An 11,836-nucleotide genomic window follows, 5' to 3' on the forward strand; every position below is an offset into this window, starting at 1 on the left:
AAAAGGCGAAGCCAATAGATGGCGTCGCCGAATTTGAGGACAATCATTTTTGACGCTCGCACTGTTACTCTTTTGGGGTTCTTGCCGCCCCGTGTTCTTGTCCAAAAGAGTGGGTTTCAAAATCGTAATGCCTTTTCAGTCGCGTTTTGCAGGTTCAGTCTCCGGCTCGTTACCGCACTAGCCAGCTCTCCTAGTTCAGTCCTCCTTGTCGACGTAATCGATGATGAATGATGCAAGGCCATCCTTGTGGGCTGCGTCGCAGACCGCATAGATGTCGTCGTACTGGCCGTGCCAGCGTTTCCCGGGCCACTTTGCCCGAAGAGTCTTTCCGTTCAGCCTGGCGTAGAGCACAGGCTTGCCGGTTTGTTCGTCAGAGTCCGCGGACATGGTCGATGCCGTAGTTGCGGAGCTGATCGCGGAGCGAGGCAACCACCATGTCGTCCTCGATGGGATCTTCGAGGCGGAGGAGAAGCGCGCCTGTGCGGACAGCCTTCTCGCGCTCGGCGTGGCGTTGTGTCGTCCTGGTCTGTTTGGTCATACGTCGTTCCAATCGATGGTGATGTTGGCGACCTCGTCGATCAGCAGTGCTCGGCCGCCGAAAAAAGCGACAGCCTTTGCGATGTGCGAAAGGACAGCGGTTTTGGGTTTGCTCTGGAAGTAGTGGCCGGTGCCCAGCTCCCGGTCGATGCCGGTCAGGCTGATGCCGTCCTCTTCACAGCGGGTGATGATGGAGTCCACGACCGGGTTGCCGGTCCTGGTCAGCTTGCGATCTGATTTCGGGCCGGTCGGCTTGTGCGTCAGCGGGACATAGGTCAGCCCCATCTTTCGCCGTTGCCATTGAATGCTCTTTACCGTCCGGCCCGGGATCAGCTCCATGAGCTGTCGTGCCGTCTTGTTTGGGTGGTTGCGGATGACGTCCAGCTCACTGTCGAGCCAGAGCTTGATGATGCCGAGCCGGAGGCTTCGGGCCGAGATGGCCCTCTGCGTTCTTCCCGGCAGCAGCCTCGTCAGCTCCTTCGCCGAGAGGACTCTGTTATCCTTGAGGATGGCGTCCTCTTCAGGTCGCCACTCTTCACCTAACCTCTCGGCACCAGAATTTCTCGAGACAGGCCGAACATTCAATAACTTCAGATGACCGATCACCTTCTTCGTCGAAGTCGAAGTTGCAGTGGGGGCAATCGAAGTGGGTTCGGATGTAGCCAAGGCAGTGTTCAAGGTTCTCACGGTCGGTGCTCACGCTGGTTCTCGTTTCATCGCATCGACAAAGCGACGCTCGCTCCGTCGATCGAGCCCGCGCCGTGTCTTTGCGAATGGTTCTGGGTGGCGCTTCCAGGTGCTGTTCTCCAGCAGGAAGCGGAAGGCTGCGCCCAGCTTGCGCTGAGCGGGAGGCCCCTTGTCACTGGGGTGGCGGAGCCTCAGGTATCGCAGTTTCATGGAGCCCATTGTTTCCCTCCAATCGACAAGCCAGCTTCGGCTCGCCCTTGTCGTAAGAACCGGTCGGGACCTGCACGAGCTTCAGCGGCTTCGGGCAGCCGACCTCCCAATTGCCGCACTCCTCGCAGACGCCACTGCGTCCGCAGGAATATCGGTTGGTGACTTGGGTGCAGACCTTGCGGGGAAGCGGCATGTCGCTGCCGCCCTCCTCGCACCCTGCCAGCAGCAGGGCGATCAGGATGACGGCGCGCTTCATGCGACAGCCCTCCGCCTCACCGTGTCGGTGATGCAGTCGTACTCGATCGGGTTGTGATCCTTCAGGAACTGAAGGGCTTTCTGGTGATATTCGCTGCCGGCATCAGCGTAGGTGATGACGAACCGCCAAGCCTCGATGTCGCTCTTGAACTTGTCGAGTTCGTCACATTTCTGAAGCTGCCACGGACCGTTCTCACTGCCGTAGCATTCGCAAATGCACCAGCCCTCGTCGATCGCCCGATTGTTGTCGAACGCTGTGACGGTCATGCTGCCTCCAGATGCGGGATCTCGTGGCGATAGAATTGCGGCTTCGGCGCCTCGTACCAGAACGCCACACGCGGCGGCTCCTCGTAGACCGCAATGACGATCGGGTTGGCGTTGCGATACCAACGTGCTGCCTTGCGCAGTGTGCGTCCGCTTTCGCGGGCGGTGTCGATGATGAGGAGCCTGAATTTCTCGGGGCACAGCTGGCCGTACGGGATGAACGGGATGTGCAGCATGTGCGAGGTGTAGACCGCGGCGATAGCGCCGGACCGGCCAGGCCCCGTGACTGCGCCAACGCTGTCGACGTTGTGCTCCTGAAGGGCGATGCGCAGCTGAGAGGCAAACTCTTCTTCGCTGACGATGCGGACAGTTCTTCTCGGGCTAGTCATTGTGCGGCTCCTGGTCGGCGCTGAGTTCGTTGGTGAGGACTTGTTCCGGAAAGTCGGGCGGCAGGCCGTACGCTTGCAGCGCCAGCTCGACGATCGGCTGAAACTCTGGTGGAGCGAGCTGTGGCGACTCGCAGATGAGGTTGATCAATTGGCGCGATGCTTCGAACGCATCGAACGCCTGGACGATCTGGGCATCGCTTCCCAATCTTCTCGGCATGTGATCCTCGGAGGTAGCGGACCCGCCTCCCGAAGGAGACGGGCCGCATTGGCTGGCTCAGTAGCGAACGTGGCTGTTCCACGCCCAATAGGCGGCGGTGCCGTCCTTCGGCTGGAGACAGAGCGACTTGGTCGCATCGCGGCGGAGCTTCGTGACCGTGCATTCACGCACGCCGAAGTCCTTGCGCTTTGCGTAGACGATGTCGCCCACGCGGCGCATGCGGCCGGCGACGTACATCTCGGTCGGCGGAGCGTTCGGATCGACCTCGGCTTCGGCCTCGTCCGTGCCCTCGACGTCCTCGTCGTCCTCTTCCTCGATCGCCTGCTCGTCGCTCTCGACGCCGCCATCATGGAAGTCGCTGATGGCCTCGGCCGGCGCCTCGGCGACAACCGGCGGCTCTTCCTTCGCCTGGATGACGACGGGGAAGATGCCGGCGATTTCGTCGATGTTGGTCTCCTCGGCCGCTGCCGCCTCGCTGGCGTAGAGGTCCGGATCGAGCACGAGGTTGCGACCGTCGCGACCGATCACCACGAACATCGTCCGCGGATACGGCTGGTCCTGCTCGACCTTGAAGTCGCCGGAGAGCGAGTCGCCGTCCGTGTCGAACTGGTCGATGCGCTGCTCGCCCTGGCTCCAGAAGGAGACCACGACCGGATGCAGGCTGCCCTTCAGCACCGTCACGATCGACGGGTTGTCGAGCAGCTCCTGATCGTCATTGGAGTCGACGACCAGGATCGGCAGGTTGAAGTCGATCAGGCCGATCGGATACTGCGGGATGGAGGGCGGCGTCTCCGGAGCCGGAGCGGGAGCCTCGGCGGCAGCGGGCGCTTCGGGCGGAAGCACTTCGCCGTCGAGTGGGGCAGCGACGGTCTCGACGACAGCCAGGGCGACGGGCGCCTCGGCAGCGGCGAGCATCGGCTGCGGTTGCTCCGCCTGCGTCTGGAGCTGGTCGGCAACAGACGAATAGCGGAAGGGATCGTTGGAGGCAGGGTTCATGTCGTCTTCCTTTTTGGTTGCAAGCCGTCATTGCTCTCACCCCCGTTCGTGAGGGCGGCTCGCGGGCTCAGAACGGGGGTGTTCTTTGCATCGCTTGCATTCAAGCAAGCGGCAGGGCATGGCTACGCCAGCTGGTCTTCCACGAGATGGAAGCCGCAGGCCCGGTACCAGTCGGGATCGCCTGTGGCGAGAAAGCTGTCGATCGCACAGAGCGCGGCGCCCGGCGTGATGTCCGAGTAGGCCATGTCCTGGATCTCGTTCTGGTCGGGATAGTACAGCGCGCGGAGGGCAAAGCTGCGGTCGTGCGTGACGTAGCGGCCGGCGGTTGGGCTCGACGTGGTGCGGTCGCGGCTCATTGCGGCCCAGACCCAGCCGCCGATGCAGCAGGTGGTGCCGCAGGACGTTTCCGTCTCGGCCTGGTCCATGTTGAAGCCGTCCGGCTTGTCGGCTTCGAGGGCAGGGTCGTGCTTGAAGACGCCCTTGGCGAACAGGTCGCGGATCTCGAGCAGGGCGCGGTGCTCGCCGGCCGTGATCCGCAGCGCGGGGGCGGAAAGAACTATTCTGTGATCGTCGCTCATCAAAAACCTCCGTGATTGGGTTGGCGTCCGGATAAGACGTCGCAGGCTCGAATGCAAGCGAAATTTGCAGGAATGCAAATCCTCTGCTACGGCTCGTTCCATGCAGAAGACCGAGATTGCTTACGGACTCCCTTGGCTCCAATCGAAGCCGGAACGTGCCATTTTTCTGGAACTCGGTTTTGCCTGTGTGTATGCGGTCGGTCCCACCGGGGGCCGGCCGCTACGCATCAGCTGGGCAAAGCAGCTGCGCGACAAGCTCGTGGACTTGCAGCCCGGATGCTGGAAGGAGCTGCAGGTTCATGATGTGCGGTGGACTGCGGGCGACATGCTCGCAATCCGGCTGTTGAACGAAGCGACTGCGCTGCTCGACAAGGCGAAGCGCAGGCTTACCGGCGATTGGTTTGATGTGACCCCCGAGTTCGCTCAGCAAATCCTGCGCTTCGCCGCCGACAAGAGCGGCATTCCGACCTTCAGCCATGCCGAGATGCTCGACAAGGTGAGGGCAGCACGCCGCTCTCGGATCGAAGCAGCCATGAAGTCCTAGTACCTTGCATCTGTCAGCCGAAATGAGGCGCGGGAGCGCACAACCCGGGTTTGGCCCGAGTCCGCCGACTTGCGCGGTGCAGCAAGTCGGCAGCTATCTGGAGTACAGCGGCCGTGGCGCCAACGCATTCGGGAAGGCAGCCATTGACCGATCTCCGACATAGGCCGACCTGTTTTCCAAGATTATCTTGCAATCCCCCAATTGCGTCGCGGTAGGAGCTAGTGCACGTGGACAATGCACAATCCAGATTAACCACGCTTTCCCATGTCTTCATCCAGTCAGAATCAGAGAAAGCAGCTTCCCATGCATCCTAGCGTCTCGCCCGGCCTTAAGCGGGTTCAAGATTACATCCGAGAACAGACGAGTCAAACGACAGCGACTTTTTCAGCATTCGAAGCCGCCGTCACTCGCGCTCATGAACTTTACGACTCCATGCCGGCAGAGCTGCGCCTTCGCATTTTTAAAAATATGCATCCGGCGAATTACGGCGATGATATTCGAACTTCATTGTTTGGAATCATTGATGAAGAAGTGTCACTTCTTGACGCAATCGGAGTGACCTACGGCCATAAACTCCGCGAATTAGTAACGGGGGTTTGGGAAGGATTTAGTCCCCAGCATTTTAGAAGCGCTGTTCTTTCGTGTCGGACCTTGTACGAAGAGGCAGCAGCGGCGAAGTATTACGGCGATCAGGCCGAATCCGCAATAAAGCACCTACTCTCGACGCCGCCGTCGGCATATCGATTAGAACGCATGAAAAAATTGAGGGCGACTAATACAGAACGGCTCAAAGTTCTTCTCAATGATACGTCGTCTCCAGCCAAGATACTCAAAACATGGTACGCAGTGCGAAAAATCGACTGGCAAAAACCAGATTACTTTAACGATCACAAGCTCGACAAAAAAGATCCGCTGTATCCCGGTTTTTTCCTATCTGCATTCAAGACACTCAAATGGCAGCATGAAATCCCGGCCGAATACTTTTATGCCCTCCTCTGCGAAGCCACGCATCCGAACATGTTATCGAACACGTTATATGTCGATGACGCCTCCCAAACCGATAGCGAGCAACTGGTCTATTTAATTCGCAAGATGCCTGTGACGATCGAGCCGTACGTAACACTGTATAGTTTCGTCTCTGTCCCGACAGTCGAGTGCGTCAAGATCATTGATCAATACATTCAGAAAATAGCCTCCCTTCGATCGGACCTAGCCCAATATGTGCAGAAGGCGCGGCGAGTTACTGCGTAAGATGTCTCAGTTTGGCCTAGGGCTGCCGAAATGTGGTGCTGCAGCAATCCGGCAGCTATCTGGAGTACACCGGCCATCAAATCAACGTAGCGTCACCGCAGCCCGTGGCCCTGCGGTCCATCCAAGGCAGACTGCCCCGGTCCATGGTCAGGCAGCTTTCATGTTGTCGTTGCAGGCTGGGCGGATCGCATCCCGGCTCATGGCCAGGAGGTGAATGTCCATCGTGAGCTGCTCGGTCCAGGTGTAGCCGGTGACGCTGCGATGACGATGCGGGAAGGTGACCCGGTCGACAACCAGGGTGGTGAAGGGCAGGCGATAGCCCGGTGCTGTTCCGATGGCGAACATCAGATGTTCCTCAGTTTCTGGCGTTGTGTGGTGCTCAGCTGCAGCAGCAGCCCGGCCAGCTCGAAGCCCTCGGTGTCGCCGGTTTCGAGCGCATACTCGGCGGCGCAGGTGACGTGCTTGTTCCGGACGTTGCCGTCATCGAGCACGAGATGAAGCGAGCCCCAGCTCGGGTTCGCGGCCTTGTAGGCACGGAACCTTTCGATCACAGCGGGCAGGGACAGGGTGTTGTTGGGTTGCATCTCGACTCCTCGCTTGCATTATAGGCTGCAAATTCTTGCATTCAAGCAAATACTATGACACACCAAAGCGCCGCCGAGATCAGGACAGCAGTCCCGAGGGTCTTGGCGCTGATGAACTCACTCGGCGGAGCTTGGAGCATTGGTGGTCACCCTTCTGATCGTGTTGGTGGAGAAGATCAGGCAAAGCCTACGGCTTCGCCGGACTTCATGAGGATCGCGACGAAGCCGAGATCCCAGGAGCGATCGGGATTGCGCTGCCGCCTGCGCTTCACCCGGAAGGTGTCGGCGCGGTCTTCGTCGACGGCTTTCCTGGCAGCGCTCAGGGCGGACCGTTCGGAGATGTAGAGGTTGTCGTCCATGGCTCACTTCCTCTTCATGAACCCGACTTTGACCATCGTGGCCCCGTACTTCTTGCAGAAGTAGCGTTCGCCCTTCTTGATCTCGCCCATCAGTTCTTCGAGATCGGCGCGGACAAACCGGGTCACCTCGGGGATCAGCTTGGTGCGGTCGTACTCGATGCCGATGATCACGAAGATGGCGTTCATGGTCGCAGGGCCGTAGGTGTCGAAGTCGGCACCGACCTGGTCGGCCGCCTTCTGGGCGCTGCCGTCGATGAACTCGTACTGGTCACCGCACTTGTTGATGACCGTGTAGGAGATGGTGGCGAGAGCGATGAACTCCCGGTTGACATTCTCGGCCGCAGCCGGCGTGAATTGAGCAAGCACCAGCGTTACCGCCAGCGCTGCAAGAGCGCGCAGTTTCATTTCATAGTCCTTCGATGTTGGGTTAGATTGGGTCGCGGTCGTCGTTCACGACCTTGATCTTAAAGTGCTGCGAGATGCGGCCAGTCCCCTGGCTCGCTTCGACGATGCCGTGGCTGGCACGGTCGATGGAGAAACCCTTCTCGCGAAGGGCGTCCTGAACGATCTGTTGAATGTCGCGGGTGGAATAGAGCTTCACAGGTCATAGCTCCTTTCGCCTGCGATATCGCGGGCAATGGCGACATGCAGCTCGTCGATCTCCGTCGAGCTGTAGGACTTGTTCATCCAGGCAATCGCCTCGCTGTGGGTCTTGGCTTCGAAGACGTCTTTCTCGCCCTGGTAGCCGGCGTTCTGGACCACCACGTAAACCGGAACTCGAGCCCGGGCGTCAGCAAACTTCAGCAGCACCTGGTCCAGGTTGTCACGCAGATTGCGAGCCTGGAGATAGCTCATGGTGTAATAGGCACCGCCGCCACGCGGCCCGATCAGCGCGAGGTTGATCCGATCTTCGTTGGTGTAGTCGAGCGTGATCGGCGAATAGAAGCACGAGACATGTTCCCTCATGACCCGATCACCTCGTGCTCGCTGATCTCGACGCGGGGCATCGAGTTGAAGTGGTCGACGTACGCCACCTTGGCGTCTTCCAGCTCCTCTTCCCAGTTGTCGACCGTCACCTCGATCTTCTCATCGTCGATGAGGTCGTTGAGGATGATGTTGACCAGCGCGACGGCTTCAAGGTCGGCCAGGGTCTTGGAGGCGCAGACCTTGACGATGATGCCGGGCACGCTGTGGTGCTCGCCTTCAACTATCCAGACCTTCATCGTCTTCCTCCTCGTCTTCGTCGTCCTCGGCCTCGACCGGCTGGAGTTGATCGAACGTCCACTCGGCGCCGTTCTCGTCCAGGAAGATCATCTTGCCGTCCTTGGTCGCCGTGACCTGGTCGTCATAGAAAATCTCGGTGCCGCCCTGGTAGACAGGCTCGCCGTTATCGTCGATGCCCATGATCTCGGCGCGGCCGGTCAGCTTCTCCAGCGTGCCCAGTATGGGCGAGCCGGTGGGTGAGACGTATTCCTTCATCACGGAGTCTCCGGTTTGGTGATCTCTTTGTCGGTCGCGAGGTCGATGACGATGCCGAACGTGCCCGCCTTGTGGCGAGCGTTGTAGCTGGTGTCGTCGATCAGGAACCATTTCTCGGCGCCGTCGCTCTGGCGGCGAGCCACTACGCCGACCTTGCCTTTCGGCACCCACTTCGCCCAATCGCCCCATGCAGATGCCAGGACGAATTTGGTAGCGTTCTCGTCTCGCCACCGTGCCTCATCCCTCGTGCGGGACTCGCCTGGCTTGAGCGTGACGCCGAAAAACTGCTCGTATTGGTCGGGGTACCAGCCGCGGAAGGAGTCGAGTGCATACTCGTACTCGGTCTTGTCGGGCCTGCCTTCGATCGTCACCACCCGCTGGAATGCTTCCTTGTGGACCATGGCGGCGATCGACCACTGGCAGTCTTCCTCGTACCATCCACCAGCCGAGCGCATGTATTCTGGGACGGCGGCATTGCGCTCGCGGGACAGCTTGATTCCGCCGTGGCCCGCGGTCGAAACCTGCCAGATGCCAGGCGCCAGCTCTCGCTTGTCCTGGATGGCGCCCCAGGGCGACGACTTGGGGCATTCGCTTCGCTTGTACTCGCTCATTCGATCACCAGAAGATGGGTTTCAAGGGACTCGTTGTGGGCTCCGAGCACCTCCGCCCAGTCCTCGATCACGCCGACCAGCGCATCGACCAGATGCGTGGGGACGTAGACCGTGGCGGGGTAGGTCTCGACCGCCTCCATTGTCTCCAGCAGGAAGTCGATCGCCTCGAAGCGGACCTCGTGCGTCACGTCGTCAGGATGGTTTTCGAGCCACACAGCGAGGTCGGACAGCTCTTCCTCGTTGGCGGCGACCAATCGGCCGGACCTCATTTCATCGGGCCGAAATCTAGGAGTTCCAGCTCTTCGCCGAGTGCCTTGACGAACTCGGCCGGCTTCTCCTTCGCCTCGAAGGCGCGCTGCACTTCGTCGGGGTGATCGCTGATCAGATCGGCGTAGCACCACTGCTCCTCCGCCTCATCGCGGCAGTCCTTGATGAACTGGTCGCGCTCGCGGGTTGAAGGCGGGTACTTGCTGACGAACGCTTTGCAGCGGGCGCGGGCAGCCTGATACAGGCTGCGGAGGTCTTCCGGACGAGCGACAACCGGATTGACGTCTTCGCCGTCGCCGAAGTTGAGGCAGTAGATCATGAACTCCGGCACGAACTCGAAGTCCCAGCAGATCATGCCATCGCGATCGGCCTCGGGCATGATGGCCCAGACGCTCTCGATGATCGGTGCCATCTGCCACGCAGCCCAGCGCATGCCGCGGGCGCCGTAGTCCTCGCAGTATTGCGCCATCTGCTGCTCGGCTTCCTTGTACGGATGGTCGTCGGGCAGCGTCGTGCCGACGATGAGCCGGGTGTCTTCGAGCACCGCGTAGGCAGCCATCGCGGTCTCGATGATGAGGTAGTTGGTCTTGATGATCTCAGGCGTCTTGCCCATGGTTCAGTTCCTGCTTGCTGTTGCGGCGAAAGCGGCGGCGCATCTTTGCGCTGACACGCGCCTTCGCCCGCTTCGATCGGTTGCTGCTGTAGGTTTCGGATGGGTAAACGTCCGCATCATCCTGCTCCCTGCGCTTCGCGGACAATTCCGCGTAGCTCGAAGAAAATTTCATTGCGGGCCGGGTCATCCGGGCCGACGTTTTCGATGAACCACCATGCTAGGAAGAGCGCCCGCTCCTTGGCGAACGGGTTCGGTGTCATGGACGGCGCGAGATGGGTTTCGTCGTACAGGGCCGCAGCCTGCCGGAACTGGGCATGTGTTTTCTTCAGTGCCATCGGCTTTGCTCCGGCTTCGTTTCAGTCAGATCGGCATCGCTGATCCAGATGAAGCGGTAGACCTTGTCGTGATCGAACAGCGCTTCGGTCTTGCTCAGCAGCTCGACGTCGCGCCAATGCACGGCGTAGCTGTCTCCCCAGCCCGTGCGCTGCCGCTCAACCGGGGTCCCGCGCTTGACAGCCAGACGATGGATGTCCTGGTAGGTGATGATCAGGTCGCGGCTGACGTACTTCCATTGCGGCGGTACCTTGTTCATGGGCGTGCTCACTTGGCGTCTGAGCAGATCAGGTGCGCGGCCTTTTCGAGCGTCTTGGCGTCGACGTCCCAAGCCTTTGCGCTCGTGCCGTCCTGCCAGTTGTGGCGCAGGTGCTCGGCCTTCTCCGAGCAGATCAACGAAAGCCCGGTGACGACATGCGTAAGGCCGTGACGATCGATCAGGCCTTCCAAGATGGCGGTGACGTTCTCCATGTCAGTCCTCCAGAGAGTCGAGATAGGCCTGACCAGCAGGCGTGAGGTACAGCTCGCCCAGGATGAAGACGGCGAAGCCGGCGAGCACAGCGCTCCAGACCGGGCCGAGGATGGCCAAGGCCTCATATGTGAGGGATTGCAGCGCGAGCATTGCATTTGCTTTCAAGCAAGGCTCAAGGCACACCTCGGGCGCGAAGTGGAAGAGGTTAGGCATTCAGCCCTGCGTATTTGCTCAGATCATCCCAGTCAGCGTCCCAGACGGGACGCGGTGTGCTGCCAGGCTCGGTCACGGTGACGCGCTTCACACGGTCGTTAAAGCAGATGCGGTTGCGGTAGAAGTCCCGCGCCTCGCTGAACGATTTGAACGGATGCCGGTCGGCCGAGCCGTTCGTGAAGCGAATGATTACGGTGTGCATGCCTCGTCACCTGTTGAATTGCACCAGCGGATTGGTTTGCCCGCCGCTGGTCGGGCTGTGCGTCCGGTCGCTCGCGGCTTCACCGGTCCAAAAAGTCGTCAGTCGTTCTGCAGCTGGTTGAAACGTGGGGGTCGCTTACTTCATGGCCGATCTCCATCGTCGTTGCTCAAACTCGGCACCCTCGCCTTGCGCTTCTTGTTGGGCACAACGCGGGGCTTGTATTTCGGCGTCCGCAGATCACGAGCGATCGGCGAGCGCCTGACCGTCTTGCGTTTCTTCATGGTCTGCGGCTCGATGAATTGGGGATGGCCGGATAGCGCCGGCCTCGCCACTGCGTTTGGGTCGCAGCAACCAAATACGCTGCCCATTTCTCCGGGCTCGCGAACTTCACAGTCCTGTCATGGGTGGCCATCCTCGCCAGGCGCGGGCCAGGGCGCCGAAGCTAGGCCGTTTGATGAGTGGCCCTGCGGATTTCCCCTGCCTTCGTGTGCGGACCGCTTTACCGCACACCTTGGGGTCTCGTTGCCACCTTGCCGCGCCCGTTGCAGGCGGAGCATGGTGGTGATCCGTCGTTGTCGTAGTAGCCGGAGCCGTTACACGCGCTGCATTTCACCAGCTTCCAGCCCTTCACGTTTTGCTCGAAGTGCTGGCGTCGCAGCGCCTTGCGCTCGTGGTAGTCCATGCTCGATCTCCCAGCGATTGGTCCGCCAGTACAGATCGGACTCGGACCAGAGACGGTCGCTAACCCGCACGCGGGCCAGCATCTCTTCGTGCT

At 60.3% G+C, this 11,836-nt stretch carries 28 protein-coding genes; 2 read left to right on the plus strand and 26 right to left on the minus strand.

Annotation, left to right across the window (positions count from 1 at the left end; genetic code table 11):
• Positions 1 to 195: 195 nt before the first annotated feature.
• From FXV83_RS16080 to FXV83_RS16120, 9 genes are all read right to left on the minus strand, one after another.
• Positions 196 to 387 carry a hypothetical protein gene (locus tag FXV83_RS16080; protein ID WP_148740386.1) on the minus strand — a complete coding sequence of 64 codons (192 nt, stop codon included), beginning with the start codon at positions 385 to 387 and terminating at the stop codon, positions 196 to 198.
• Entirely contained in the window at positions 371 to 538 is a 168-nt protein-coding gene (locus tag FXV83_RS42735; RefSeq protein WP_187435944.1) for a hypothetical protein, read from the minus strand. Before FXV83_RS42735 ends, FXV83_RS16080 begins: the two co-directional genes overlap by 17 nt.
• The gene (locus FXV83_RS16085) at positions 535 to 1,143 is read right to left on the minus strand and encodes a hypothetical protein (RefSeq protein WP_148740387.1); all 609 of its coding nucleotides are present in this window, start codon (positions 1,141 to 1,143) and stop codon (positions 535 to 537) included. The genes FXV83_RS42735 and FXV83_RS16085 overlap by 4 nt, the downstream gene beginning before the upstream one ends.
• A gap of 253 nt (positions 1,144 to 1,396) precedes the next feature.
• Complete coding sequence (locus FXV83_RS16090; protein ID WP_148740388.1) at positions 1,397 to 1,690, minus strand: hypothetical protein; 294 nt, start codon at positions 1,688 to 1,690, stop codon at positions 1,397 to 1,399.
• Positions 1,687 to 1,956 (minus strand): hypothetical protein, encoded by a 270-nt coding sequence (locus tag FXV83_RS16095; protein WP_148740389.1) that lies wholly within the window; start codon positions 1,954 to 1,956, stop codon positions 1,687 to 1,689. The genes FXV83_RS16090 and FXV83_RS16095 overlap by 4 nt, the downstream gene beginning before the upstream one ends.
• On the minus strand, positions 1,953 to 2,342 hold the full coding sequence (locus FXV83_RS16100; RefSeq protein WP_148740390.1) for a hypothetical protein: 390 nt from the start codon (positions 2,340 to 2,342) through the stop codon (positions 1,953 to 1,955). Before FXV83_RS16100 ends, FXV83_RS16095 begins: the two co-directional genes overlap by 4 nt.
• Complete coding sequence (locus FXV83_RS16105; protein WP_148740391.1) at positions 2,335 to 2,547, minus strand: hypothetical protein; 213 nt, start codon at positions 2,545 to 2,547, stop codon at positions 2,335 to 2,337. The genes FXV83_RS16100 and FXV83_RS16105 overlap by 8 nt, the downstream gene beginning before the upstream one ends.
• 69 nt (positions 2,548 to 2,616) lie before the next feature.
• Positions 2,617 to 3,555 (minus strand): hypothetical protein, encoded by a 939-nt coding sequence (locus FXV83_RS16110; protein WP_187435945.1) that lies wholly within the window; start codon positions 3,553 to 3,555, stop codon positions 2,617 to 2,619.
• 122 nt (positions 3,556 to 3,677) lie between these two features.
• On the minus strand, positions 3,678 to 4,133 hold the full coding sequence (locus FXV83_RS16120; protein ID WP_148740394.1) for a hypothetical protein: 456 nt from the start codon (positions 4,131 to 4,133) through the stop codon (positions 3,678 to 3,680).
• A 100-nt stretch (positions 4,134 to 4,233) separates the two neighbouring features.
• Here FXV83_RS16120 and FXV83_RS16125 point away from each other — a divergent pair, with 100 nt between their 5' ends.
• Both FXV83_RS16125 and FXV83_RS16130 read left to right on the plus strand, forming a co-directional pair.
• Entirely contained in the window at positions 4,234 to 4,677 is a 444-nt protein-coding gene (locus FXV83_RS16125) for a hypothetical protein (RefSeq protein WP_148740395.1), read from the plus strand.
• A 303-nt stretch (positions 4,678 to 4,980) separates the two neighbouring features.
• Complete coding sequence (locus FXV83_RS16130; RefSeq protein WP_148740396.1) at positions 4,981 to 5,928, plus strand: hypothetical protein; 948 nt, start codon at positions 4,981 to 4,983, stop codon at positions 5,926 to 5,928.
• Positions 5,929 to 6,075: 147 nt separating this feature from the next.
• On the opposite strand, the gene FXV83_RS16135 is transcribed toward FXV83_RS16130, so the two are convergent.
• The 17 genes from FXV83_RS16135 to FXV83_RS16205 all read right to left on the minus strand — a co-directional run bounded on the left by FXV83_RS16135 (position 6,076) and on the right by FXV83_RS16205 (position 11,743).
• Positions 6,076 to 6,273 (minus strand): hypothetical protein, encoded by a 198-nt coding sequence (locus FXV83_RS16135; RefSeq protein WP_148740397.1) that lies wholly within the window; start codon positions 6,271 to 6,273, stop codon positions 6,076 to 6,078.
• Positions 6,273 to 6,512, minus strand: a complete 240-nt coding sequence (locus FXV83_RS16140; RefSeq protein ID WP_148740398.1) for a hypothetical protein — start codon at positions 6,510 to 6,512, stop codon at positions 6,273 to 6,275. The genes FXV83_RS16135 and FXV83_RS16140 overlap by 1 nt, the downstream gene beginning before the upstream one ends.
• A 176-nt stretch (positions 6,513 to 6,688) precedes the next feature.
• Positions 6,689 to 6,871, minus strand: coding sequence for a hypothetical protein (locus tag FXV83_RS16145; RefSeq protein ID WP_148740399.1), 183 nt, complete (start codon positions 6,869 to 6,871; stop codon positions 6,689 to 6,691).
• A gap of 3 nt (positions 6,872 to 6,874) precedes the next feature.
• Positions 6,875 to 7,276, minus strand: a complete 402-nt coding sequence (locus tag FXV83_RS16150) for a hypothetical protein (RefSeq protein WP_148740400.1) — start codon at positions 7,274 to 7,276, stop codon at positions 6,875 to 6,877.
• Positions 7,277 to 7,298: 22 nt separating this feature from the next.
• Complete coding sequence (locus tag FXV83_RS42740; RefSeq protein WP_187435946.1) at positions 7,299 to 7,472, minus strand: hypothetical protein; 174 nt, start codon at positions 7,470 to 7,472, stop codon at positions 7,299 to 7,301.
• Positions 7,469 to 7,837, minus strand: coding sequence for a hypothetical protein (locus FXV83_RS16155; protein ID WP_148740401.1), 369 nt, complete (start codon positions 7,835 to 7,837; stop codon positions 7,469 to 7,471). The genes FXV83_RS42740 and FXV83_RS16155 overlap by 4 nt, the downstream gene beginning before the upstream one ends.
• Positions 7,834 to 8,094 carry a hypothetical protein gene (locus tag FXV83_RS16160; RefSeq protein ID WP_148740402.1) on the minus strand — a complete coding sequence of 87 codons (261 nt, stop codon included), beginning with the start codon at positions 8,092 to 8,094 and terminating at the stop codon, positions 7,834 to 7,836. The genes FXV83_RS16155 and FXV83_RS16160 overlap by 4 nt, the downstream gene beginning before the upstream one ends.
• Positions 8,075 to 8,350: a hypothetical protein gene (locus FXV83_RS16165; protein WP_148740403.1), complete on the minus strand. Its 276-nt coding sequence runs from the start codon at positions 8,348 to 8,350 to the stop codon at positions 8,075 to 8,077. The genes FXV83_RS16160 and FXV83_RS16165 overlap by 20 nt, the downstream gene beginning before the upstream one ends.
• Positions 8,350 to 8,961 carry a DUF7007 domain-containing protein gene (locus FXV83_RS16170; RefSeq protein ID WP_148740404.1) on the minus strand — a complete coding sequence of 204 codons (612 nt, stop codon included), beginning with the start codon at positions 8,959 to 8,961 and terminating at the stop codon, positions 8,350 to 8,352. Before FXV83_RS16170 ends, FXV83_RS16165 begins: the two co-directional genes overlap by 1 nt.
• Positions 8,958 to 9,230: a hypothetical protein gene (locus FXV83_RS16175; protein ID WP_148740405.1), complete on the minus strand. Its 273-nt coding sequence runs from the start codon at positions 9,228 to 9,230 to the stop codon at positions 8,958 to 8,960. The genes FXV83_RS16170 and FXV83_RS16175 overlap by 4 nt, the downstream gene beginning before the upstream one ends.
• Positions 9,227 to 9,841: a hypothetical protein gene (locus FXV83_RS16180; protein ID WP_148740406.1), complete on the minus strand. Its 615-nt coding sequence runs from the start codon at positions 9,839 to 9,841 to the stop codon at positions 9,227 to 9,229. The genes FXV83_RS16175 and FXV83_RS16180 overlap by 4 nt, the downstream gene beginning before the upstream one ends.
• Before the next feature lie 116 nt (positions 9,842 to 9,957).
• The gene (locus FXV83_RS16185; protein ID WP_148740407.1) at positions 9,958 to 10,176 is read right to left on the minus strand and encodes a hypothetical protein; all 219 of its coding nucleotides are present in this window, start codon (positions 10,174 to 10,176) and stop codon (positions 9,958 to 9,960) included.
• A complete protein-coding gene (locus FXV83_RS16190) occupies positions 10,167 to 10,433 on the minus strand; it encodes a hypothetical protein (protein WP_148740408.1) in 267 nt (88 codons plus the stop codon). The genes FXV83_RS16185 and FXV83_RS16190 overlap by 10 nt, the downstream gene beginning before the upstream one ends.
• An 8-nt stretch (positions 10,434 to 10,441) precedes the next feature.
• Positions 10,442 to 10,645, minus strand: a complete 204-nt coding sequence (locus tag FXV83_RS16195) for a hypothetical protein (RefSeq protein WP_148740409.1) — start codon at positions 10,643 to 10,645, stop codon at positions 10,442 to 10,444.
• A gap of 1 nt (position 10,646) precedes the next feature.
• Positions 10,647 to 10,811, minus strand: a complete 165-nt coding sequence (locus tag FXV83_RS42745; protein ID WP_187435947.1) for a hypothetical protein — start codon at positions 10,809 to 10,811, stop codon at positions 10,647 to 10,649.
• A 40-nt stretch (positions 10,812 to 10,851) separates the two neighbouring features.
• The gene (locus tag FXV83_RS16200; RefSeq protein ID WP_148740410.1) at positions 10,852 to 11,061 is read right to left on the minus strand and encodes a hypothetical protein; all 210 of its coding nucleotides are present in this window, start codon (positions 11,059 to 11,061) and stop codon (positions 10,852 to 10,854) included.
• A gap of 499 nt (positions 11,062 to 11,560) precedes the next feature.
• Positions 11,561 to 11,743: a hypothetical protein gene (locus tag FXV83_RS16205; RefSeq protein ID WP_148740411.1), complete on the minus strand. Its 183-nt coding sequence runs from the start codon at positions 11,741 to 11,743 to the stop codon at positions 11,561 to 11,563.
• Between the last annotated feature and the right edge of the window lie 93 nt (positions 11,744 to 11,836).

The organism is Bradyrhizobium hipponense, assembly GCF_008123965.1.
Taxonomy (GTDB): Bacteria; Pseudomonadota; Alphaproteobacteria; order Rhizobiales; family Xanthobacteraceae; genus Bradyrhizobium; species Bradyrhizobium hipponense.

Excerpts from the sequence above, each read along its gene's own strand:
- FXV83_RS16080 (WP_148740386.1), bottom strand. The coding sequence starts at position 387 with ATGTCCGCGGACTCTGACGAACAAACCGGCAAGCCTGTGCTCTACGCC.
- FXV83_RS42735 (WP_187435944.1), bottom strand. The coding sequence starts at position 538 with ATGACCAAACAGACCAGGACGACACAACGCCACGCCGAGCGCGAGAAG.
- FXV83_RS16090 (WP_148740388.1), bottom strand. The coding sequence starts at position 1,690 with ATGAAGCGCGCCGTCATCCTGATCGCCCTGCTGCTGGCAGGGTGCGAG.
- FXV83_RS16095 (WP_148740389.1), bottom strand. The coding sequence starts at position 1,956 with ATGACCGTCACAGCGTTCGACAACAATCGGGCGATCGACGAGGGCTGG.
- FXV83_RS16100 (WP_148740390.1), bottom strand. The coding sequence starts at position 2,342 with ATGACTAGCCCGAGAAGAACTGTCCGCATCGTCAGCGAAGAAGAGTTT.
- FXV83_RS16110 (WP_187435945.1), bottom strand. The coding sequence starts at position 3,555 with ATGAACCCTGCCTCCAACGATCCCTTCCGCTATTCGTCTGTTGCCGAC.
- FXV83_RS16120 (WP_148740394.1), bottom strand. The coding sequence starts at position 4,133 with ATGAGCGACGATCACAGAATAGTTCTTTCCGCCCCCGCGCTGCGGATC.
- FXV83_RS16125 (WP_148740395.1), top strand. The coding sequence starts at position 4,234 with ATGCAGAAGACCGAGATTGCTTACGGACTCCCTTGGCTCCAATCGAAG.
- FXV83_RS16130 (WP_148740396.1), top strand. The coding sequence starts at position 4,981 with ATGCATCCTAGCGTCTCGCCCGGCCTTAAGCGGGTTCAAGATTACATC.
- FXV83_RS16135 (WP_148740397.1), bottom strand. The coding sequence starts at position 6,273 with ATGTTCGCCATCGGAACAGCACCGGGCTATCGCCTGCCCTTCACCACC.
- FXV83_RS16140 (WP_148740398.1), bottom strand. The coding sequence starts at position 6,512 with ATGCAACCCAACAACACCCTGTCCCTGCCCGCTGTGATCGAAAGGTTC.
- FXV83_RS16145 (WP_148740399.1), bottom strand. The coding sequence starts at position 6,871 with ATGGACGACAACCTCTACATCTCCGAACGGTCCGCCCTGAGCGCTGCC.
- FXV83_RS16150 (WP_148740400.1), bottom strand. The coding sequence starts at position 7,276 with ATGAAACTGCGCGCTCTTGCAGCGCTGGCGGTAACGCTGGTGCTTGCT.
- FXV83_RS16155 (WP_148740401.1), bottom strand. The coding sequence starts at position 7,837 with ATGAGGGAACATGTCTCGTGCTTCTATTCGCCGATCACGCTCGACTAC.
- FXV83_RS16160 (WP_148740402.1), bottom strand. The coding sequence starts at position 8,094 with ATGAAGGTCTGGATAGTTGAAGGCGAGCACCACAGCGTGCCCGGCATC.
- FXV83_RS16165 (WP_148740403.1), bottom strand. The coding sequence starts at position 8,350 with ATGAAGGAATACGTCTCACCCACCGGCTCGCCCATACTGGGCACGCTG.
- FXV83_RS16170 (WP_148740404.1), bottom strand. The coding sequence starts at position 8,961 with ATGAGCGAGTACAAGCGAAGCGAATGCCCCAAGTCGTCGCCCTGGGGC.
- FXV83_RS16175 (WP_148740405.1), bottom strand. The coding sequence starts at position 9,230 with ATGAGGTCCGGCCGATTGGTCGCCGCCAACGAGGAAGAGCTGTCCGAC.
- FXV83_RS16180 (WP_148740406.1), bottom strand. The coding sequence starts at position 9,841 with ATGGGCAAGACGCCTGAGATCATCAAGACCAACTACCTCATCATCGAG.
- FXV83_RS16185 (WP_148740407.1), bottom strand. The coding sequence starts at position 10,176 with ATGGCACTGAAGAAAACACATGCCCAGTTCCGGCAGGCTGCGGCCCTG.
- FXV83_RS16190 (WP_148740408.1), bottom strand. The coding sequence starts at position 10,433 with ATGAACAAGGTACCGCCGCAATGGAAGTACGTCAGCCGCGACCTGATC.
- FXV83_RS16195 (WP_148740409.1), bottom strand. The coding sequence starts at position 10,645 with ATGGAGAACGTCACCGCCATCTTGGAAGGCCTGATCGATCGTCACGGC.
- FXV83_RS16200 (WP_148740410.1), bottom strand. The coding sequence starts at position 11,061 with ATGCACACCGTAATCATTCGCTTCACGAACGGCTCGGCCGACCGGCAT.
- FXV83_RS16205 (WP_148740411.1), bottom strand. The coding sequence starts at position 11,743 with ATGGACTACCACGAGCGCAAGGCGCTGCGACGCCAGCACTTCGAGCAA.